At 38.4% G+C, this 20,958-nt stretch carries 18 protein-coding genes; 13 read left to right on the top strand and 5 right to left on the bottom strand.

Features of this window, described 5'->3' with window-relative positions; all coding sequences use genetic code 11:
- Positions 1-371 precede the first annotated feature (371 nt).
- The 3 genes from CXF71_RS13495 (at position 372) to fliD (ending at position 3,923) form a co-directional block, all read left to right on the top strand.
- Positions 372-1,847 carry a flagellin gene (locus tag CXF71_RS13495; RefSeq protein ID WP_101233478.1) on the top strand — a complete coding sequence of 492 codons (1,476 nt, stop codon included), beginning with the start codon at positions 372-374 and terminating at the stop codon, positions 1,845-1,847.
- Positions 1,848-1,998: 151 nt separating this feature from the next.
- The gene (locus CXF71_RS13490) at positions 1,999-2,415 is read left to right on the top strand and encodes a flagellar protein FlaG (protein WP_101233477.1); all 417 of its coding nucleotides are present in this window, start codon (positions 1,999-2,001) and stop codon (positions 2,413-2,415) included.
- An 80-nt stretch (positions 2,416-2,495) separates the two neighbouring features.
- A complete protein-coding gene (gene fliD / locus CXF71_RS13485) occupies positions 2,496-3,923 on the top strand; it encodes a flagellar filament capping protein FliD (RefSeq protein ID WP_101233476.1) in 1,428 nt (475 codons plus the stop codon).
- 62 nt (positions 3,924-3,985) lie between these two features.
- Here fliD and CXF71_RS13480 read toward each other — a convergent pair whose 3' ends face one another.
- The 5 genes from CXF71_RS13480 to CXF71_RS13460 form a co-directional block, all read right to left on the bottom strand.
- On the bottom strand, positions 3,986-4,297 hold the full coding sequence (locus CXF71_RS13480) for a hypothetical protein (protein WP_101233475.1): 312 nt from the start codon (positions 4,295-4,297) through the stop codon (positions 3,986-3,988).
- A 292-nt stretch (positions 4,298-4,589) separates the two neighbouring features.
- Positions 4,590-4,976, bottom strand: a complete 387-nt coding sequence (locus CXF71_RS13475) for a hypothetical protein (protein ID WP_101233474.1) — start codon at positions 4,974-4,976, stop codon at positions 4,590-4,592.
- Positions 4,976-5,374: a flagellar export chaperone FliS gene (gene fliS, locus CXF71_RS13470; RefSeq protein WP_101233473.1), complete on the bottom strand. Its 399-nt coding sequence runs from the start codon at positions 5,372-5,374 to the stop codon at positions 4,976-4,978. Before fliS ends, CXF71_RS13475 begins: the two co-directional genes overlap by 1 nt.
- A gap of 108 nt (positions 5,375-5,482) precedes the next feature.
- Positions 5,483-5,767 (bottom strand): hypothetical protein, encoded by a 285-nt coding sequence (locus tag CXF71_RS13465; protein WP_101233472.1) that lies wholly within the window; start codon positions 5,765-5,767, stop codon positions 5,483-5,485.
- Positions 5,768-5,953: 186 nt separating this feature from the next.
- Positions 5,954-7,717, bottom strand: a complete 1,764-nt coding sequence (locus CXF71_RS13460) for a flagellinolysin (RefSeq protein WP_101233471.1) — start codon at positions 7,715-7,717, stop codon at positions 5,954-5,956.
- Positions 7,718-7,985: 268 nt separating this feature from the next.
- On the opposite strand from CXF71_RS13460, the gene CXF71_RS13455 reads away from it, so the two are divergent.
- The 10 genes from CXF71_RS13455 (at position 7,986) to CXF71_RS13410 (ending at position 20,832) form a co-directional block, all read left to right on the top strand.
- Entirely contained in the window at positions 7,986-9,500 is a 1,515-nt protein-coding gene (locus tag CXF71_RS13455) for a sigma-54 dependent transcriptional regulator (RefSeq protein WP_101233470.1), read from the top strand.
- A gap of 152 nt (positions 9,501-9,652) precedes the next feature.
- Complete coding sequence (locus CXF71_RS13450) at positions 9,653-10,963, top strand: sensor histidine kinase (protein ID WP_101233469.1); 1,311 nt, start codon at positions 9,653-9,655, stop codon at positions 10,961-10,963.
- On the top strand, positions 10,956-12,296 hold the full coding sequence (locus CXF71_RS13445; RefSeq protein ID WP_101233468.1) for a sigma-54-dependent transcriptional regulator: 1,341 nt from the start codon (positions 10,956-10,958) through the stop codon (positions 12,294-12,296). The genes CXF71_RS13450 and CXF71_RS13445 overlap by 8 nt, the downstream gene beginning before the upstream one ends.
- A gap of 219 nt (positions 12,297-12,515) precedes the next feature.
- On the top strand, positions 12,516-12,884 hold the full coding sequence (gene fliE, locus CXF71_RS13440; RefSeq protein ID WP_101233467.1) for a flagellar hook-basal body complex protein FliE: 369 nt from the start codon (positions 12,516-12,518) through the stop codon (positions 12,882-12,884).
- Positions 12,885-13,105: 221 nt separating this feature from the next.
- Positions 13,106-14,797, top strand: coding sequence for a flagellar basal-body MS-ring/collar protein FliF (gene fliF, locus CXF71_RS13435; RefSeq protein WP_442871933.1), 1,692 nt, complete (start codon positions 13,106-13,108; stop codon positions 14,795-14,797).
- Positions 14,790-15,848: a flagellar motor switch protein FliG gene (gene fliG, locus CXF71_RS13430; protein WP_101233465.1), complete on the top strand. Its 1,059-nt coding sequence runs from the start codon at positions 14,790-14,792 to the stop codon at positions 15,846-15,848. Before fliF ends, fliG begins: the two co-directional genes overlap by 8 nt.
- 36 nt (positions 15,849-15,884) lie before the next feature.
- A complete protein-coding gene (gene fliH / locus CXF71_RS13425) occupies positions 15,885-16,676 on the top strand; it encodes a flagellar assembly protein FliH (RefSeq protein ID WP_101233464.1) in 792 nt (263 codons plus the stop codon).
- 57 nt (positions 16,677-16,733) lie between these two features.
- Positions 16,734-18,083, top strand: coding sequence for a flagellar protein export ATPase FliI (fliI, locus tag CXF71_RS13420; protein WP_101233463.1), 1,350 nt, complete (start codon positions 16,734-16,736; stop codon positions 18,081-18,083).
- A gap of 79 nt (positions 18,084-18,162) precedes the next feature.
- Positions 18,163-18,606 (top strand): flagellar export protein FliJ, encoded by a 444-nt coding sequence (fliJ, locus tag CXF71_RS13415; RefSeq protein WP_101233462.1) that lies wholly within the window; start codon positions 18,163-18,165, stop codon positions 18,604-18,606.
- Between the two features lie 177 nt (positions 18,607-18,783).
- The gene (locus tag CXF71_RS13410) at positions 18,784-20,832 is read left to right on the top strand and encodes a flagellar hook-length control protein FliK (RefSeq protein WP_101233461.1); all 2,049 of its coding nucleotides are present in this window, start codon (positions 18,784-18,786) and stop codon (positions 20,830-20,832) included.
- The last annotated feature ends 126 nt before the right edge of the window (positions 20,833-20,958 follow it).

The following is a 20,958-nucleotide window of genomic DNA, read 5'->3' as shown; positions in this document are numbered from 1 at the left end:
TTGAGGCGACTTCAGTCGCCTAATTAACAGCGTCAAAATAACACCAACCGTTTATGCTGTGTATTTTCAGGCGAATAAATTAGCCCCTACGTTCGGTGTAGTTAATCATGTTTTATATTATTGTAGGGAGAACTTCAGTCGGACAATCTCCTGTAATCCTTTCATGAAGGCGTGTTTGACAGGCTCTGCCTAAGTAATATTACCTATTCAAGCCCCATCTAAAAAATTTATTAAGTATTTCAATAAAAAACCTAAAGTTAATTTTCCACCTGCCGTTAAGGTGATTAGAACGGGGACTGGCAGCATTACTGAAAGTTCCAATTTAATAAACTAATTTAACGCATTACATTTTTGTAAGCAGGAGTTTTAACATGGCTATTTCAGTAATTACTAACGTATCATCACTAAATGCTCAACGTAACTTGTCTAAATCAGGTGGCGACTTAGCAACATCAATGCAACGTTTATCATCAGGTATGCGTATTAACAGCGCAAAAGACGATGCGGCGGGCCTACAGATCTCAAACCGTTTAACATCGCAAATTAATGGTTTAGGTGTGGCGCAACGTAATGCCAATGATGGTATCTCAATTGCACAAACTGGAGAGGGTGCAATGCAAGCCTCTACCGATATTTTACAACGTATGCGAGAGTTAGCATTGCAATCAGCTAACGGTTCAAACTCTTCTTCAGACCGTGATGCTTTACAGAAAGAAGTTGGCGCACTACAGGCAGAGTTAACACGTATTTCAGAAACGACTTCCTTTGGTGGTCAAAAATTGTTAGATGGAACATTTAGCGGTAAAGAATTCCAAGTTGGCGCTAATGCAAATGAAACTATTACAATGAGTATGGGCAACATATCTGCTGAAGCCATTGGTAGTGAGACATATGATACTGCTGGAGGTAAAGCAGGTGCCGTTATAACTGGAGCTATTGGCGCTAATACGATTGTGGCCGACGCTCTTATGGTTATTTCTGGTGGTGGTAATTCTACGCAAGCTGGAGATATCGATTTCGCCCAGCATGCAGACTCGGCTACTATTGCACAAGAGATCAATGTAGCAACCTCTTCAAGTGGTGTGGCAGTTAAGGCTGAAGTGCAAAATTCAGTAACTTTGGACAGTTTTAGTGCAGGTACAGCAGGTAATGGTGTCCGCTTAACCATTGAAGGTACAGCTATAGATGTTACTAGTTTTAGTAATACAGATTTAAGTAAACTAGTTAGTGCTATAAATGAAGAGTCAGCGACAACAGGTGTAACTGCCACTATTAATGAGAATGACCCTTCATCACTTACTTTAAGTGCAGATAAAGATATTGATTTAGCGTTTGGTGAAATTGTAGGCACTGTAGCTGTTGCTACTATGAATATCACAGGTCAGGAAGGAACTACGCCAGTAACTACTGGTGAGGCTGTAGCTAATTATATTGCTGTTGGTGAAATTAAGTTAACAAGTAGTGATTCATTTAGCTTTTCAGGGGCTACTAGTACAGATGTTTTTGCAGTCGCGGGTGCTAGCTCGTCCCTAGATAGCATTGCAAATGTTGATTTATCAACGCAAGCGGGCTCTCAAAGTGCTATTGATGTTATTGATGCGGCGTTAGCAAGTATTGATGACAGTCGTGCAGATTTGGGTGCATTGCAAAACCGATTTGGGCATACTATTAGTAACTTGGCTAATATCTCAGAAAATGTATCAGCGTCACGTAGCCGTATTCAAGACACTGACTTTGCTGTAGAAACTGCACAAATGACTAAAAACCAAATATTGCAACAAGCAGGTACGTCAATTTTAGCCCAGGCTAACCAATTGCCACAAGCTGCATTAAGCTTAATTGGTTAATCTCATTAAGAGCTAAAGCTAAATTAGCTAAGTTCGGCCTAAAGTATTGAAAAGGAAGGGGCCCAAATACCTCTTCCTTTTTGTGTTTTCGTTCAGCTTAAGTTCTCAGCCAATAGTCAAAAAAGTGTAGTTATAAAATAAGGAGTCTATAATGAGTGTAATACAAAGTAGTATTGATCTTAGCTCTTCTAACTTAACTTCTGAGTACGCAAAAACACAAAACTCAGAAAGTAATGTGTCATTAGCAAAAGCAATTGATAATAACATAGCGGAAGGTGAAAATGTTACTCCGAAAATCGCTGTCGATAAAGCCGTTGATAAAGCAGATGACAAGCAACCCTTAACGGCAGAGCAACTTGAAAAAGTGGCACAACAACTGCAGGATTTTGTTGGAGAAATGAATCGTGGTCTAGAATTTACTGTTGATAAAGATTCAGGTCGTGATGTGATTAAGGTTATTGATAAAAGCAGTGGTGATTTGGTTAAGCAATATCCATCAGAAGAAGTATTAACTTTAGTCGCTAAGTTGTCTGATATGGTTGGCGGTTTTGTTGACGCCAAAGTATAGTGATGTAAGTTGTTTTCTATAGTGTAGGTATTACCTACACTATAGAAAACTGATTGTTTTTTAAATGAAAAGGGGGTCTTATGCCTGATTTAACGTTTACTGGGATAGGCTCAGGGTTGCAAGTTAGCGAAATAGTTAATGCTATTGTTGGTGCAGAAACCGCCCCTTATGTTTCTCGTTTTAATAAGCAACAGTCAAAAATCACCACTGATATTTCTGCTATCGGCGCATTAAAGTCTGCTTTAGAAAGTGTTACCGATTCTATAGAAAGTTTATCTGATGCTGATAATTACCAGCAAAGAAGAGCCAGTGGTGCTGATAGTTTTGTTAACCTTAGTGCTAGTAAAGATGCGCAAGTAGGTAATTATTCGGTAAAAGTTGATGCCTTAGCACAATCTCATAAATTAATGTCGGGCGCTATTGGTGAAACGGAAGCTGTTGGTGAAGGAACTTTAAATATTGCGGTAGCGGCAGGTGATTTTGATATTACTGTGTCGGCTACCGATACCTTAAGTGATATTCGAGATGCAATTAATGACAGTGTTGATAATGATTCTGTTATCGCCACTATAGTGACGGATGATGCGGGTCAACATCTTATTATGACCAGTAAGGAAACGGGTGTTGCTAACACTATTACCACTACAGTTACGGATGTTAGTGATGGTAATAATACTGATAATTTAGGATTGTCACGCCTTGCTTATGATGTTTCAGATCCACTTCCTATCAATCATATTACAAATTTAGCTGAGGTTACTGAAGCGCTTGATGCACAGATTACTATCGATGGCACGCTTGTCGTTACTAGCAGCACTAATGAGTTCACAGATGTTATTGATGGTGTTGATATAACTGCTAAAAAATTGCATGACGTTGATGATGATATTAGCCAAATTAGTTTTAGTGAGAATAACGCTAATATTCAATCAGGCTTAGAGGGATTTGTAGAAAGCTATAATCAATTACAAAAATTAAGTAAGCAGTTAGGTGCGGCAGGAGAGGGCGGTAGTGGGCCTCTAGCCGGTGATTCTTTGCTTCGGGGCGTGATGGGAAAATTACGTCAAGAGCTAAGTAAAGGCTTTGATACAGGTAATGCTAATACTTTATCTCTATCTGAGCTAGGTGTAACAAGTGACCGTTATGGTGTTTTAAGCTTAGATACAGAAAATTTGAATGAGTTTATTAACGATGATGTTAATGGTATAGAACAGTTTTTTGTTGGCACTGATTCAACAAATGGCTTTGCCGCGTCATTTAAAGAATTGACCAGTTTTTATACCGACACAGATGGTATTATTCAAAATAGAATTGACAGTAGAACAACGCAATTAGACCGATTAGATGATGATAATATAGCTTTTGCTCGCAGGATGGACTCATTAGAAGCGCGATTATTTGCTCAGTACAATGCCATGGATTTACTTGTGGCCCAGTTAAACTCTACCAGTAGTTATATAATGGCTCAATTAGATAACATGCCAGGTGTGGTTCGAAAAGATAAATAAGTTTCTACGAGTACAGTAAGCAATAATTTCCAATCAGTAATTAATAAATACTGAAATGTTATTTATAGCAAAGACGCTATTTTATTATAAAGGTTAGTTGCTTGATTATTTGTTAAATTACCCACAGAACGTGCCCTACCTATAGTTGAGCTGATCCTTATCACTTCACTGGCAATATCTTCAATCTCTCTTGATGCTTCAACTTGTGTTTCCTTTTGCTGCTTTTCAATACCCAGCCTTGAAATTTCAACAACATCAGCTGAAAACACTCCTAAATCTGGCTTTAAAGGGTTCTCTTTCTCAGGAGCTTGAATTCTTGAAGCAAAACTTCGTGATATATCACTACTTGCGGTTAGTGGATTGGCAATTGACATAACACTCTCCAGCGTCGTCTCTAAGTCATCAGTTAAGTGTTCAATAACTGAAATAATCGATATAACGTTAAGTATAGAAGTGATTGTTCATAATTTAAACTATTGAGAGGTTTTGGGGGGAGGGGCGTTGAATAACAGAGTAACAAATAGCGTCGTAATGAATAGAATAGTTATTAAGTACAGTGATACTATACCTGATTGGTACAGGTATAATTGTTGCGTTTGGATTATAGGCTTTGAACTGTTTTTTTACTCAATTAAGTAAATAGTGCTTGGCTAAAAGGCATATGAGTTAATATTTTTGGTAGGATTTAGTCACTTTTTTACTTTTTTTTATTTTAATCACTTGTGCGGTTATTGCTTGTTTAGATAATTTAGCGTTAGCGGTTAATTCGCTATCAAGCGCTATCATCTTCTGTAAAAGATCGGATTCAGTATTCAGGTTTTCAGCTGTACTTTCTTTAAATAACTTCGTTATTAATATTTGTCGCTTTTGAGTTAATTCCGTTAACTCAGCTGATTTTTTATTTTCTTTATTAGCTGATTGTTCTTCGGAAATATCTAAATCAAGTACTTGAGGCTGCGTTTTCGAGTCTCTATGAATAGCAAGCATACGCGACAGTAACTGCCGCGATACCTCATTTATTTCTTCAAGTGATTTTTTGGTATCATTAGACACTAAAAGCTCACCTGATTTTGATTTTCTAAGGGGATTGAATCCCAACCTGCTTTTATTGGTAATAGAATTTGGATAACTTCCTCTAGCTTGTCTGGGTCATTGTTAGTACTGGCAACTAATAGCTGCTCTGAACAAAACTTATAAAGTGATGCTAAATTTTCTGAAACTTCACCGCCTTGTTTAAAGTCGAGAGAGCCTTCTAAAACACCAATAATAGCAATAGCATTAGATAGCTCGGTGCCTTTTTTATCGAAATTATTTTGTGAAATAGCTCCTTTAGCGGTCGCGATATTTCCTAATAGTTTTTGAAATAACATCGCTACTAACTGATAAGGAGAAGCCTGCTGGGCAGTGCTTTTATTTGTTTGGTGGTATTTTTTAAGTGATGCATGTGTCATAGACACCTCCGCGTTAGCTATAAATTAAGTATAGAAAACTTCTAGAATTGAAACAATAGTCTTAGTGATAACTTAGTCTTAGCTTAGATATGTGGCAGCTTATATTAACTAAGTTAACGGTTGATTATTAACAGTGACCGCAAAGCCTTCTTTTTTAGCTTTTTCAAAAGCTTGTTGTAAAATGTTGTGAGTAATCTCTTTTGCATCTTCGATGACACCATTACTTAATACTTCAATATTATCCCAGCCACGTTTTACTAAATATGCTTCTATTTGTGTAACTTGTTGTTCAAAAGGCATTTCTCTTGAGAACATATTAAATTCATGTCGAGTCCCTTTGGTGAACTCTTGATTATCTTGCATTAATTCAGCAGTGCCATTTATGATCAACATCTCATTATCCTACTATTACTAAAACCGGGTTAAAAATAATACTAATTATGACTATGCTTTTTTTATGCCAATAGTGAGGTTGACGCTTTTTTTTGGTGTAATTGATTGATAATTAACACTTTGTTTTTCAATGTTGAGTTTTTCAAGTCTTTATTAAAGAAGGCGTCAACTTTTTGATAGTGCAACTTAACCCAATAATTTTAATATTGATTCCGCTGCAATATTACTTTGAGCCATTAATGCAGTTGTTGCTTGTTGCTTAATTTGCAGAGATGTTAATTGGGCTGTTTCTGTCGCAAAATCAGTGTCTTGAATGCGAGAACGACTAGCTGAGACATTTTCACTGATATTACTTAAATTTGATATGGTGTGCTCTAGTCTATTCATAAAAGCACCTAAACTAGAACGCTGATTATCAATGTATTGTAAAGCATCATCAATTTGTTTTATCGCTAACTGTGAATCAGACACTAAATCTACATTGGCTAACCCCATATTCTTACTTGAAAAGCCTGCTACCTCTAAATCGATGGTTTCATTAGCGTTAGCGCCTATTTGAAAGTCAGTTTTTGTACCTGATAAAGTAAAGGCTGTACTGTAATTAGCAAGAGACACTTCATTAAATATTGTGGGATCCCAGTTAGCATTGCTAGAATCAAAATCAGTTTGGTCGGTATCATCATCACCACTAACAAAAAAAGCACTAAAGTTTGCTGTTGTCTCTGCGCCATTAGCACCAACAATAGTTTCTTCTCTACTAGCTCCTCCAGCAGCGTCTAAACCGCCAAAAGCACCATTATCAGCATTAGCTGTATTTATGTTTGATGTAATGAAATCTTCAAAAACGGTAGTCATAGGATCAGTTAATGCAGTTTGTAAAGCTGCGTTACTGGCAAATGTACCTTGGGCAGCAAGAGCCGCATCAAAAGTGGACCCACCAGACAAGCTTGTCATAATACTTTGAATACCCGCTTCACCTATTTGGTCTTCTAAGTAGCGCATGGCTATATAACCACCAGAATAGACACCTGCCACATCAATGCCAGATACAAGAGGGGGGCTATTACTACCAAATATACCATTTAACTCTGTTTTTATTGCAGCAACGCCATAACTGCTAATATCCCCAGCAACACGACTATCAGCACCACTGATCGCTTCAGCGGTTCCTTCAACAAACCATAAAGGAACAGTTGTTAGATCCATGTTATTTGCCATCACTGCATGGGTCATTTCATGTAGTAAAGTGGACTTTAATTGCTTAGTTTTACTTGCATCAAGGGTTGAAAAATCATCTAGGTCAATGGTCATCACTAAGTTAGTACCAGGGTTTGTTGATAGAAATGAAACAGAGGCTAACTTTCCTCCAGCACCGTCAACATTTTCCAAGTCAATTTTAAATTTTGAACCGTCTCCTGTAAGCCCTAAAACACTTTGAATAATATCTTCTGACTCAGCTAATACACCACTTTGTAGAATTTGTAATATATTTCTTTCCGCTTCGGATCCACTCCCTGAAGCTATCGAATCTGTTTGTTCGAAAAGTTGGTTGCCGCCAAAGGATGTGGTGCTATTTATTCGGTCTAGTTCAAGTTTTAATTGCTCTGATTCTTTATTAAGGGCTGATTTATCTTCTGTAGATAGTGAACCGTTACTGGCTTGTAATGATAAATCTCGCATTCTAAACAATATATTAGTTGATTCAGTTAACGCACCCTCAGCAGTTTGGGCAATTGAAATACCGTCATTAGCATTTCGTTGGGCAACCGCTAAACCATTAACTTGCGAAGTCAGTCTATTCGATATTTGTAAGCCTGCTGCATCATCCGCAGCAGAGTTAATACGCATACCAGATGACAAGCGTGCAAAAGTCACAGATAACTTGTTAGTGTTATCTGTAAGTTGTCTCTGCAGAAATAAGCTTGTTACATTGGTATTTATTGTATTCATATAAGCATCACGTCATTAGTCTTTGACTTTAATAAGGCGAAATAATTAGCTGTAATAGTTGTATATCGGCAGATCATTTTATTTCTTGAGTCTAATTTGTGTGAATTTTCAACAATAGATATTTTGATTCTTTATGAACAATGACAAATAAATGACGACTATGCGTCAATTTATTGTTGCTTAAATTATATTAATGTCTAAAATTGACTTTCAAGCTATAAAACAATATTAAAAATAGCATGTTAGCATTAGCAGCAAAGAGTCAGTTATGAATGATACGGTAGTATTAACAGGGCATAAGCAAATTTTAGTGGTTGATAATGATGCCGCCAGAGGTCATCAATTGAGTACCGTACTTGCCTTTGTTGGTGAGCACTTTATTCATTGCCCACAAGAAGAAGCTACTGAAAAATTAGCCGATAGAAGCCATATACTTACGGTTATTTTAACGGGTAATGTCAGTGCGGAATGTGCAAGCCTAATTAAAGCTAATCCGAGCGTGCCATTTATTCTGCATGATGTGCTTGATGCCAATTTATTAGCCGCTTATGTTAATGTTATCGGTACTCTTTCTGCTCCACTCAATTATGCTCAACTGACAGAGCTAATTCATCACTGCCATCAATACCATAATAAATTACCGCGTAATGGCTCTAAACTTAACTCGAGTGCTTTATTTCGTTCATTGGTTGGCAGTAGTGAACCGATGGCACAAGTTCGATTTTTAATTGAGCAAGTTGCGAAAACACCCGCCAGTGTGCTTGTGCTTGGTGAATCAGGCACAGGTAAAGAAGTGGTTGCACGGAATATTCATAATTTATCTGATCGGGCAAAAGAAGCTTTTGTACCTATTAATTGTGGTGCTATTCCCGCTGAGTTACTTGAAAGTGAATTGTTTGGTCATGAAAAAGGTGCATTCACTGGCGCTATTTCTACCCGTAAAGGTCGTTTTGAATTAGCTGAAGGTGGTACGTTATTTCTAGATGAAATTGGTGATATGCCACAACCTATGCAAGTAAAATTGTTACGTGTTCTACAAGAGCGAACTTTTGAACGCGTAGGAGGCAGTAAAAGTATTAAAGCTGATGTGCGTATTGTTGCTGCTACGCATCAAGATTTAGAAGAAATGATCAAAGAGGGCAGCTTTAGAGAGGATTTATTCTATCGTTTGAATGTATTCCCAATAGAGACTCCAGCGTTACGTGACCGAAAAGAAGACATTCCACTACTGCTAAAAGAATTACTTACTCGCTTTGAAGTTGAACAAAATAAAACAGTTCGCTTTACTGAAAAAGCTATTGAGTCATTGATGGAACATCCTTGGGCAGGTAATGTTCGAGAACTATCAAACTTGATTGAACGTATGTTAATTATGTACGGTGATCAAATTGTTGATGTTGCAGAGTTACCTTATAAATATCAGCATATAGATGTACAAGCTTATAACCCCGAATACCCAGAAGAGTTACAAGAGCAAGATGTTATTAATGAGCTTTTCTCTGGTTTTGATTATGACGATGACGACAGCGACTATGATGCGGAAGATGGGGTAACTGTTGAAAGTGATATTAATGACGTGCAAAACACTACCAATGCAACTTTATTACCCAGTGATGGTTTAAACCTAAAAGAGCATTTGGCTGATCTTGAAGTGTCGTTAATTAAACAATCGTTAAGTAAGCATGATTATGTGGTTGCCCGTGCGGCCGAAACACTGGGCATGCGGAGAACAACGTTAGTTGAAAAAATGCGTAAATATGAGTTGAATAAACCAAGTGAATAACTTGGCCAAGATCAATGGTGAAAGTCAATAGATTGACAGTGAATATTAACGGAATGTGTTTTTTTTGTTTTTATTGTATTGAATTATAAGAATAAAATAATGGCATAGTAAATGCTTTATAGGTACTAGATAGTTTTATTGAGTACCTATGTATGGCACAAGTTATGGCACAAGCAAACCCTGCAGTAATCCCTAGCATTATGCCTTTAGCAAGGGAAGCAAGCGTTAATGCCGCGTTTCATTCAATGAATGTGGTCGGGGCAAGTAAGCCTTCTTTTCTTGAGCATGAAGCTTTTCCTGGTGAATTAGCAGCACTGAGAGCACAAGCTACTCAAAGTACAACGGATAATTTTTTCCCTCGTTCAATTGCCAGTACTAATCATTGTCATAGCTCAACGTCACAAAAACAGCCCCTCAGTGCTAATTTATTAGCAGACCAGCTAATAGAAGTGATGCCTACAGGCTTAGTTATGCTTGATGGTAATGGTATTGTGGTAAAAATAAACCAAGTCGCTAGACGATTACTTGATGAGCCTATTCTTGGCCAACCTTGGTTTAATGTTATTGCCCGATCATTTAATCCACGAGAAGACGATTGGCATGAGATATCACTTAAAGATGGTCGCCGAGTAAAGTTAGAGATTACTAGCTTAGGATCGCAACCCGGTCAGTTAATTATGATAACTGATCTAACAGAAACCCGTTTACTGCAAGATAAATTAGCGCAAATGCAGCGTCTTTCGTCGTTAGGTAAAATGGTATCAACACTGGCTCATCAAATACGTACTCCTTTATCTGCCGCCATTTTATATAGCGAAAACTTAGCATCGAATAAACTAGCAGAAACTTCACGGTTAAAATTTCAAGGAAAATTAAATGATCGCTTACATGACTTAGAGCAGCAAGTGAACGATATGCTGTTATTTTCTAAGAGTGGTACAGAGCAAGTGGTTGCTCCTGTAAAGGTAGGTGAACTCATTAATGATGCGGTTAGCTCAATGGATGCAATGCTAGACAAAGCTACTGTGCAGGTAAAAGTACAATTACCGGACGATGATCTTTATATATTAGGTAATAAAAATGCTTTAACAGGGGCAATTCAAAACTTATTACATAACTCATTACAAGCGTTGAGTACTCATAATGTGATAGACCCGTTGATAAATATTCAAGTATATAGCCAAGCTAACTATCTATATTTAAGTCTTAAAGACAATGGCCCTGGTATTGACGTTAATATTAGCGATAAAATTTTTCAGCCTTTCTATACCTCAAGCAGTAAGGGAACTGGTCTTGGTTTAGCGGTTGTTAAATCGGTAGTTGGCGCACATCAAGGTGAGGTGAGTCTACTTAACGAAACTAATACGAACGGAAATACAGGTGCGCACTTTGTTATTAAGTTACCTTTGCTACAGCAAGGTAACGTAATGAATAGTAGTCCAGTAGGAGAAACTCATGACTGAACATAAAATTCTCGTTGTGGAAGATGATGCCGGGTTGCGCGAAGCGCTGGTGGATACACTTTCATTAGCTGATTATCACTGCATTGAAGCTGACTCTGGCGAGGCTGCTTTGTTAGCGTTAAAAAACCATCAGGTGGATATTGTCATCAGTGATGTACAAATGGGTGGCATGAGTGGTTTATCTTTACTAAAAAGTATTAAAAGTCAGCATGCTAATTTACCGGTATTATTGATGACTGCTTATGGCACCATAAATGATGCGGTACAAGCTATGAAAGATGGTGCGTGTAACTATATTGCTAAGCCTTTCGCGCCTCAAGTACTGCTCAATATGGTCAGCCAATATATTCCGCCACAAATAGTGAATAAAAATGATCCTATCGTTGCAGATAAACGCTCATTAGAACTACTTACCTTGGCTAAAAAGGTTGCTAGCACTGATGCATCCGTTATGATCCTTGGGCCAAGTGGCTCAGGTAAAGAAGTCTTAGCGCAGTACGTGCACAACCATTCAAAGCGTAGTACTCAGCCTTTTGTCGCTATTAATTGCGCGGCAATTCCTGAAAACATGCTTGAAGCAACGTTATTTGGCTATGAAAAAGGGGCTTTTACTGGCGCAATACAAGCCTGCCCAGGGAAGTTTGAACAAGCACAAGGTGGCACTATTTTACTTGATGAAATAACCGAAATGGATTTGAGTTTGCAGGCAAAAATTTTACGGGTATTACAAGAGCGTGAAGTTGAACGTTTAGGTGGAAGAAAAATGATAAGCCTTGATGTCCGTGTTATTGCCACCAGTAACCGAGATTTAAAAGGCGCGGTAAATGATGGGGTATTTCGAGAAGACCTTTATTATCGCCTTAATGTTTTTCCGCTTTCCTGGTTACCGTTAGCCCAGCGAGTTGATGATATACTTGTGTTAGCACAACACTTAGTTTCCCGTCATTGTCAAAAAAATGGCGATGTTATTCCTGAGTTTTCAGGTGCAGCGCGCAGTAAGCTTAATGCCTACCATTGGCCTGGTAATGTGCGTGAATTAGACAACGTTATTCAAAGAGCACTCATTTTACATACCGACCAGCTCATCGATGCTGGAGACTTACTGATTGAAAACTTTGATACGGCATTGATCGTAGAAGCAGAGAAAGACACTATTAGTGAAGATAAACTCGGCAGTGAGCTTAAATTACAAGAACATCAAATTATTCTAGATACCTTACAAGCCTGTCATGGCAGTAGAAAAGACGTAGCCGAACGTTTAGGAATAAGCCCACGGACACTACGCTATAAAATTGCAAAAATGCGTGATTCAGGTATCGAGATCCCAGCATAATTAACCTTCCGTTATTATAAATGATACTTTGAAAACGTGATTCCATCCCCCTAAAATGTAGATTAACTTCTCGGTTAACTATATTTTCAAGGGGAATCAAGCCTCAGTTAAACCTCTCTAGATCACTTCACAACGTAAATTGGTTCTTTTGGCACTATGTTTGCAACCTCACTGTTATATCTTGTTTAACGTTAAAAAATTGACAAAAGTGAGCGCCCTATGGATATCAAAAGTAATTCTCTATATAGCCAAATGCAAAGCATGTCTTTACAAGCTATGGGTAATAAGCCGCCAGCAATTGACGTTGACGCTATTGGTATCAACGGTACTGCCAGTAATAGTGTTGGTAAAATCAATGAATCTACCAGTAATTTTGGCGATATGCTTACCGACGCACTTAAGAGCGTTAATGAATTACAGAAAGAGTCTGGCGACAAGAAGAGGGCTTTTGAAATGGGCGACAGTAATGTAACGCTTGCTGAAGTCATGATTGCTTCTTCTAAGTCAGGTATTGCCTTGGATGCGACCGTGCAAATAAGAAATAAATTTGTTGAAGCTTATAAAGAAATAATGAGTATGCCAGTATAATTTAGTTGGTCTAAATCACTTATGACAGCGTTATTCTCTTTCAGAATAGGCTAGCTATTCATCAATTAAGTGCCTTGTTATAATTGATTTATCCACAGTTAAATCTGACTATTGAAATAATTTTTATCAATTATTTTGTAAAATTTATTTAAAAAACAGTACAGCGGAGAAGTAAAGTGTCTGATACAAACGCAATGGTTACAGCCGATCGCAGTGGTGATATGATCGCCAGCGAAGCTGATGATGCGGGTATAGGAGAACAAAAATCAGGATTCTCTGCCTCATTAGGTAATGTGGATATTTTACGACAAATCACCATAGTGGTTGCTTTGGCTATTTGTTTAGCCATTGCCGTATTTGTTATTATGCTGGCTAATGAGCCGGAATACCGCTTCCTCTCAAAACTCCCCACTAAGCAATTAATTACCACCATGGACTTTCTTGATGCCAATCAAGTGGAGTATCGTCAAGAAAACAACACCATTTCAGTGCCTACAGATGAATATCAAGATATCAAATTATTGTTGGCTCGAGAGGGATTAACAGATGAGCCTTCTCAAGGTGAAGACATTTTAATGAAAGATATGGGCTTTGGTGTTAGCCAACGCCTTGAACGTGAAAGATTAAAATATGGTAGAGAGCAACAAATTGCTAAAACAATAGAGCAATTAAAAAGCATAAGTCGCGCTAAAGTATTACTGGCCATTCCTCGTGAAAATATATTTGCCCGTAGAGAAAAAAATCCTTCAGCGACCGTTGTACTTACTCTGCAACGCGGAAAAATGCTATCGGAAGAAGAAGTTGATGCCGTCGTTGATATTGTTGCTTCGGCAGTACAAGGCTTAACGCCTAATCGAGTCACAGTGACAGATCAAAATGGTCGTTTACTTAATTCAGGCTCACAGGACTCTATCTCCTCTCGCTCAAGAAAAGAATTTGAGATTGAACAAAAACGTGAACAAGAATACATGGAGAAAATCGACAGTATTCTTATCCCTGTTGTAGGTCTAGGAAACTATACCGCACAAGTTGATATCACCATGGATTTTACCAATGTTGAAGAAACACAACGTCGTTATAATTCAGATTTACCGGCGTTGCGAAGTGAAATGAGCGTTGAAACCAGTAATATTGGTGGCGCATTAGGTGGTATTCCTGGCGCCTTAACAAACCAGCCACCCATTGAATCTTTTATTCCTGAAAATGCAGTTGGCGGACAAAAGAAAAGCATGCCAAGCAGAAAGCATTCTGAATCGACTAAAAATTATGAGCTTGATGAAGCTATTAGCCATACTAAACAGCAAGCGGGCGTAGTTAGACGTGTTAGTGTATCTGTAGCACTTGATTATGTCGCAGGTGTTGCAACGGCGCCTATTGAAGGAGGTGCCAATACGCCAGCGGCAAGCTTAGTTCCACGTTCTGCAGTTGAAACGGCTAGTATCCGTCGTCTTTTACAAGGTAGTATTGGTTTTGATTTACAGCGTGGTGATGTTTTAGAAGTGGTGACTATACCCTTTAATCGTCCCGATTTTGGCGTAGTAGTAGAGTTACCTATCTGGCAACAACCTTGGTTTGTTAAAGTACTTAAATTAGTATTGGGTGCTTTGGTTATTATAGTTCTGATTTTAGCCGTTGTTCGTCCTATGCTGAAACGTTTAATCTACCCAGATCAAACACCTGATGATTACGGTGATAAATCACTTGATGGCCATATCGATTTAGGTGATGAAACCATGGATATGCTGACGTCTGATTTTGACGCGGGTGCAGTAGGTTTTGCACCTGATGGTAGTTTACAATTACCTGATCTTCATCGAGATGAAGATGTATTAAAAGCGGTTCGAGCGTTAGTCGCGAATGAGCCAGAATTATCATCGCAAGTAGTTAAAAGTTGGTTGAACGAAGATGAGTGATGACAAACAAGAAATCGGCGAATTAGCCGCAGCGCCTACAGGCTTTGATGTAGACAAATTAGAAGGCTCTGAAAAAGCAGCAATATTACTGCTTAGTCTATCTGAAGAAGATGCAGCACAAATTCTAAAACACCTTGAACCCAAGCAAGTGCAGCAAGTGGGCACTGTGATGGCGGCGATGACGGATTTTACTCAAGAAAAAATCACCGCTGTTCATAAGTTATTTATTCATGAAATACAAAATTTCTCCACCATTGGTTTCCAAAGCGAAGAGTTTGTTCGTAAAGCGTTAACCGCGGCATTGGGTGAAGATAAAGCAGGTAACTTAATTGACCAAATAGTCATGGGTGGTGGTGCTAAAGGTTTAGATTCTTTGAAATGGATGGATTCTAAACAAGTAGCAAATATTATTCGTAATGAACATCCTCAAATTCAAACTATTGTGCTTTCCTATCTTGAGCCTGAGCAGTCAGCGGAAATTATGAGTCAGTTTACCGATAAAGTTCGTTTAGACTTAATGATGCGTATTGCCAATTTGGAAGAAGTACAACCCGCGGCATTACAAGAGTTGAATGAAATCATGGAGAAACAATTTGCGGGTCAAGCTGGCGCGCAAGCTGCGAAAATGGGTGGCTTAAAAGCGGCTGCAGATATTATGAACTACCTAGAGTCTAATGTTGAAGGTATGTTGATGGATTCAATTCGCGAAAATGATGAAGAGATGAGTCAGCAAATTCAAGATTTAATGTTTGTCTTTGAAAACCTTGCTGATGTTGATGACCGTGGTATGCAGGCTATCCTACGTGAAGTGCAACAAGAGGCCTTGATGAAAGCAATTAAAGGTACCGATGAGGCATTAAAAGAAAAAATAATGAGTAACATGTCAAAACGTGCTGCAGAAATGATGATGGATGATCTAGAAGCGATGGGACCAGTACGAATTAGTGAAGTTGAAGCGGCACAAAAAGAAATTTTATCTGTTGCCCGACGATTATCTGACGCGGGTGAAATTATGCTTGGCGGCGGCGGTGGCGGCGATGAGTTCTTATAACAATAAACTAATCCGTTTAGTATAAAAGGTCTTTTTATGAGTAAATCACCTATCCGTATTATTAAAGCGTCTCAAGAAGACGTGACAGATGTTTGGTCTCTGCCCAGTGTGCAAAAGCAAGCCAGTGTTCAAGATAACGAGAAAACAAACGCTTTAGGTAAAAAAAACAACTGGGTATATGAGCCTCCAGAGCCTGAAGAAGTAGAACCTCAACCCTTAACTGCCCAAGATATTGAAGAAATTCGTCAAGCGGCAAGTGATGAAGGATTTGGTCAAGGAAAAGAAGAAGGTTTTGCTAAAGGTTATGAAGAAGGTAAAGCTAAAGGTTTGGAAGAAGGTCTGGCACAGGGAATAACAGAAGGTACTGAACAAGGTTTAGCACAAGGCAAGGATCACATTGACGAACAAAGTTCGAATTGGCAAAGTCTAATTGATCAATTACATCAGCCGCTTGCCAGCGTGGAAAAAAATGTCGAAGAGCAATTACTTAATTTAGTTTTACAATTGACTGAAGCGGTAGTTTTACATGAAGCAAAAACCAACCCTGACATTTTAATGGCGGCGATTGCAACGGGTATCAAAAGTTTGCCTAGCAGCGACGCGCAGACACAAATATACTTGAATCCCATTGATATTAAGCTGGTAGAAGCTCAATTTGGTGCAGAACACATTGCCCAACAAGGCTGGCGATTATTACCTGCGCCACAAGTAGCTCAAGGCAGTTGTCAAATAGAAAACAGCACATCAAATATTGATTTACAGATGAAGGCTAGATTAAAGCAAGTGCTGGAACCTTTCTTGCAGAATGCTTTACACCAAAGCTCTTAATTAATTGAGCGTCATATTCTTATATGTTGAATGTTTATTTTAAGGTAAATAGATTCTATGGTTGATAGCTTACGCTTAACCGAGCGCTTACAAAAAAGTCAGCAATTTATTCATAACTTCAAAGCCCCCGTTGCGGGCAGACTTGTCCGTGTTGTCGGTTTAACATTAGAAGCTGTTGGTGTTAAAGCGCCTGTGGGTAGCCAATGCCTCGTTGAAACGGCACATGGCGATTTATTAGCAGAAGTGGTTGGCTTTGCTCAAGATATCACCTATTTAATGCCAGAAGAAAGTCTGCGTGGTGTTATGCCAGGCGCGCGAGTATTACCTATATCGAGTAAAGCTAAAGTACCTTTATCAATGGATCTACTCGGTCGTGTAATTAACGGCGTAGGCAAACCACTTGACGGTAAAGGACCTATCAAGTCTGATGATGACTATCACCATGACAGTAGACCAATTAATCCATTGTCACGACGAGCCATTACTGAAGTACTTGATGTAGGGGTTCGTTCTATCAATAGTTTCATCAGTATCGGGAAAGGTCAGCGCATGGGGCTTTTTGCTGGCTCAGGTGTCGGTAAAAGTGTATTGATGGGTATGATGACACGTGGCACAACGGCCGATGTTGTCGTTGTAGGCTTGGTTGGCGAACGTGGCCGGGAAGTCAAAGAATTTATCGAAGAGATTTTAGGTGATGAAGGGCTAAAGCGAGCCGTTGTTGTTGCGGCGCCCGCCGATAACTCCCCCTTAATGCGTCTTAAAGGCTGTGAAACTGCAGTACAAATTAGTGAGTACTTTCGTGATCAAGGCTTAAATGTTTTGTTATTACTTGATTCATTAACACGTTACGCACAAGCACAACGTGAAATTGCTTTAGCCGTTGGCGAGCCGCCAGCAACAAAAGGATATCCGCCATCAGTTTTTTCTAAATTACCTCAGTTAGTTGAACGTGCAGGCAATGGTGGAGAAGGGCAAGGATCAATTACTGCTTTTTATACGGTATTAACAGAGGGCGATGATTTGCAAGACCCTGTAGCTGATGCTGCTCGTGCTATTTTAGATGGACATGTTGTATTGTCTCGAGAGTTAGCTGATGCGGGGCATTATCCCGCGGTAAATATTGAAGGCTCTATCTCTAGGGTAATGCCAATGGTTACGAGCGATGACCATCAAGAATTAGCAAAACAATTAAAGCAAATGTATGCCCTTTATCAACAAAATAAAGATCTCATTGCGATAGGTGCTTATACCAAAGGTAATGACCCTCGTATTGATCAGGCAATAAACGTGCTACCGGTAATTAACTTCTTTTTACAACAAAAAATTAGTGAAGTTATTCCGTATGATCAAAGTATTGCTCAAATGAAAGAAATCATCGCAGCAGCACATGCTCATAATAATCAGTAGTCAATAATCGATAGTCAAAACATTATACTTTTTGATAAAAAGCATTGAACCAAAAAGATTGATAGAAAGAGTACTCAGCATGCCAATGAAGCAACTTGATACCATTTTAAAGTATGAACGTGACAACGAGCAACGTTGCGCTGATCAATTAAAGATTGCTGAAAATGAATATCAACAGAATATTAATCGGTTACAAGGCGTTGCGGACTATCGTTTAGAATACATGAAACGTTTAAGTCAAAGAGCTGAACACGGTTTAGATAGCGCCACCTATAGCCATTACCATGCCTTTATTGGCAAGCTTGATACCGCGTCTAAACAAGTTGAAATAGCCACGCGACAAGCAAAAGCATTGGTAGAGCAAAGTAAGAATATCTGGTTTAAGCAAAGACAAAAAGTTAAAGCCGTTGAGTTATTACGTGATAAGCGTTTGAAAATAATAGCCGTGGCAGCTGATAAATCGGAACAAAAAATGTTTGATGAAATAGCGACGCAGCAATATATTCGCCGTCCAAATCGCTAAACATCTATGGTAGTAAGTTTATCTATTTGGTCATCATGATGAAGTGGAATGATTTTTGCTCTATTTTCCATAGTTAGAAAGAAAACCTGAGAATGCTAAGACGCGCTGTACTAACAATACGCGGATTTATTGTTCTAATTAAAACCATTAAAATTGATTTAAGTTATTGGGGTTATTATGCAACCAGTGAATGTTTTACCTGTTTTTGTCTCGCAAGATGCTGATTTAAAGAATAAAGAATCATCAAACGCTTCCGCTGGCAGCAATAAAAATACTGATTTTTTTAGTTTAGTTGAGCAACACCTTCCAGAAGAAAATAAAGCGAATAGCCGAAAAGAGTCTACAGCAGCTGAGCAAGATGCCATGGCAACTGATGGTAAAACCATTGCCGGCAACGGCAAAAATGACATCGATGAGACTAATAGTCGCCAAGAAAATAGCGCTAAGCAATCACAGAGTGCTAGTAATACCAGTGGAGAAGCTCCTGTAGATGAAATCCAGACAAAAGAAAATGAGGCGAATAAAGATTCTTCAACAAATAATGAACCTTTAACTGAATCTGAACAGTTTATGGCATTACTTTATAATAGTGACCAAACCTTAGCTGAGAAGGGTGATAAAACTAAGGCAGGTAAGGACACATTTAATGCTAATTTAGGTCAAGTAAATGATGCAAATATCAACGTTGATGATGCAACAATTATGAGTAAAAATGCAAAGGCCGAAGTTGTTGCCGTGTCTTCGTCGCAAGATAATCCTGACCTCACGAGTGAGCATAAGTTAAAAGCATTTTCTAAAGACGAACTACTAGCGCGTACGCAGCTAAATAATAACAATGTTTTGAATACGCAATTAAGTGGTCAAGCATTAAAAGATTACCAATTATCATTACAATCTCAGCAAGGTTTTATAAAAAGTGAAAGTATTACCAGCGAGCAGTTAATGAATGCCCAGTTAGCTAATGCGAAACTGAACAATAATAGCATCACTGATGTTGCCTCGGGTGTATCACTAGCGAGTAAAAGCTTGCTTACAGAGCAAGTAGACTCTGGCTTATACCAATTGCCTGTTGAGGAAGTTGGCAAGGACGAATCTATCACTGAGAACATAGCCAATTCGGCTAAAGTTTCAGTTGTTAAAGATGAGATATCTCAGCAAAAAATAACTCAAGCTGGAAATAAAGAAAATTTACTCGTTAAACCCCAAGGTGAAATAGATGCCGAATTGGCCTCTGAAACAGTTGAAGATACTCTTATTCCTTCAACAAAAAAGAGTGATGTTTCGTCAGATTTTTTAAATGTTAAGCCGAATAAGAGTGATTCGGGGACATCGCAGTTAAGTACAGTTAATGTTGATAAACTGATAGTAGAGCGAAATTCACAAGCTACAGTTGAGAATATTTCCAAAGAACAATCAGTGGCGAATCAAGACAAACAACCAGTGATAACAAGTGCTCAATTACAGGCATTACAGCAAATTCAGGCCCAACAAAAAGTACAGTCAGCGATTAGTGAGCAACAAGCCCTTGAAGGTGCAGGTGAAGAGCATATCGAACCAATGCTTTTTGCTGAAGAACAGCCCAAAGAACAAGGTGTAAAAACAAACAGTAAAGTTATAGATAATATTGCAATACGTTCTGTATCTGAATTACAAACTCAAACAGTGCAAGCGATGCAAACGAAACAAAGTAATGATGCTTACCTTGAGCATCAAGTGTCTGAAGTACTCAATCATAATGTTGCTAGTGATACCGCACAGATACAGAAAAATAATATTCAGCTTCAGCAAGAAACCATCTCTATTTTTAGAAAAGATTTTGCCGATGCGGTAAAAGATAAAGTGATGATGACCATTAATCAGAAGTTGCAGCAGTTTGACATAACATTAGATCCGCCAGAATTTGGTAATATGCAAGTGCGCGTTAACTTACAAGGTGAGCAAGCTTCAGTTAATTTTGTTGTGCAAAATCAGCAAGCAAAAGATGCACTAGAACAGAATATGCACAAATTAAGAGATATGTTATCAGAGCAAGGTGTTGATGTAGGTGACGCTAATGTTGAGCAACAAAATCAGCAGCAAAACAATGATGAACAAAACTTGCAGCAAAATAATGGCAATAGAGATATTTTAACAAACGGAACTCAAAAAGATGAGCATAATGTAGAGCACATTTTATCGGCGCAATTGTTCGATTCTTCTGCAACTAGCGTAGATTACTATGCTTAATCGTTCAAAATGAAGTGAAGTTGATGAAAACACATTGGCTAGAAGACTATTCAAGGATATAGTCTATCAATAAATACTATGTCATTAATTTGTCATTAATTAGTCACTTATTATAATCACTATTTG

This window comes from Colwellia sp. 12G3, assembly GCF_002836775.1.
Lineage (GTDB): Bacteria > Pseudomonadota > Gammaproteobacteria > Enterobacterales > Alteromonadaceae > Colwellia.
The sequence above is the reverse complement of the archived record's forward strand: the minus strand, read 5'-3'. Positions and strand labels throughout refer to the sequence as shown.

Coding starts and splice junctions, on each gene's coding strand:
- fliG (WP_101233465.1), top strand. CDS start 14,790: ATGAGTGATGACAAACAAGAAATCGGCGAATTAGCCGCAGCGCCTACA.
- CXF71_RS13455 (WP_101233470.1), top strand. CDS start 7,986: ATGAATGATACGGTAGTATTAACAGGGCATAAGCAAATTTTAGTGGTT.
- fliD (WP_101233476.1), top strand. CDS start 2,496: ATGCCTGATTTAACGTTTACTGGGATAGGCTCAGGGTTGCAAGTTAGC.
- CXF71_RS13445 (WP_101233468.1), top strand. CDS start 10,956: ATGACTGAACATAAAATTCTCGTTGTGGAAGATGATGCCGGGTTGCGC.
- fliF (WP_442871933.1), top strand. CDS start 13,106: ATGATCGCCAGCGAAGCTGATGATGCGGGTATAGGAGAACAAAAATCA.
- CXF71_RS13480 (WP_101233475.1), bottom strand. CDS start 4,297: ATGTCAATTGCCAATCCACTAACCGCAAGTAGTGATATATCACGAAGT.
- fliH (WP_101233464.1), top strand. CDS start 15,885: ATGAGTAAATCACCTATCCGTATTATTAAAGCGTCTCAAGAAGACGTG.
- fliJ (WP_101233462.1), top strand. CDS start 18,163: ATGCCAATGAAGCAACTTGATACCATTTTAAAGTATGAACGTGACAAC.
- CXF71_RS13450 (WP_101233469.1), top strand. CDS start 9,653: ATGGCACAAGTTATGGCACAAGCAAACCCTGCAGTAATCCCTAGCATT.
- CXF71_RS13460 (WP_101233471.1), bottom strand. CDS start 7,717: ATGAATACAATAAATACCAATGTAACAAGCTTATTTCTGCAGAGACAA.
- CXF71_RS13490 (WP_101233477.1), top strand. CDS start 1,999: ATGAGTGTAATACAAAGTAGTATTGATCTTAGCTCTTCTAACTTAACT.
- CXF71_RS13495 (WP_101233478.1), top strand. CDS start 372: ATGGCTATTTCAGTAATTACTAACGTATCATCACTAAATGCTCAACGT.
- fliE (WP_101233467.1), top strand. CDS start 12,516: ATGGATATCAAAAGTAATTCTCTATATAGCCAAATGCAAAGCATGTCT.
- fliI (WP_101233463.1), top strand. CDS start 16,734: ATGGTTGATAGCTTACGCTTAACCGAGCGCTTACAAAAAAGTCAGCAA.
- fliS (WP_101233473.1), bottom strand. CDS start 5,374: ATGACACATGCATCACTTAAAAAATACCACCAAACAAATAAAAGCACT.
- CXF71_RS13465 (WP_101233472.1), bottom strand. CDS start 5,767: ATGTTGATCATAAATGGCACTGCTGAATTAATGCAAGATAATCAAGAG.
- CXF71_RS13410 (WP_101233461.1), top strand. CDS start 18,784: ATGCAACCAGTGAATGTTTTACCTGTTTTTGTCTCGCAAGATGCTGAT.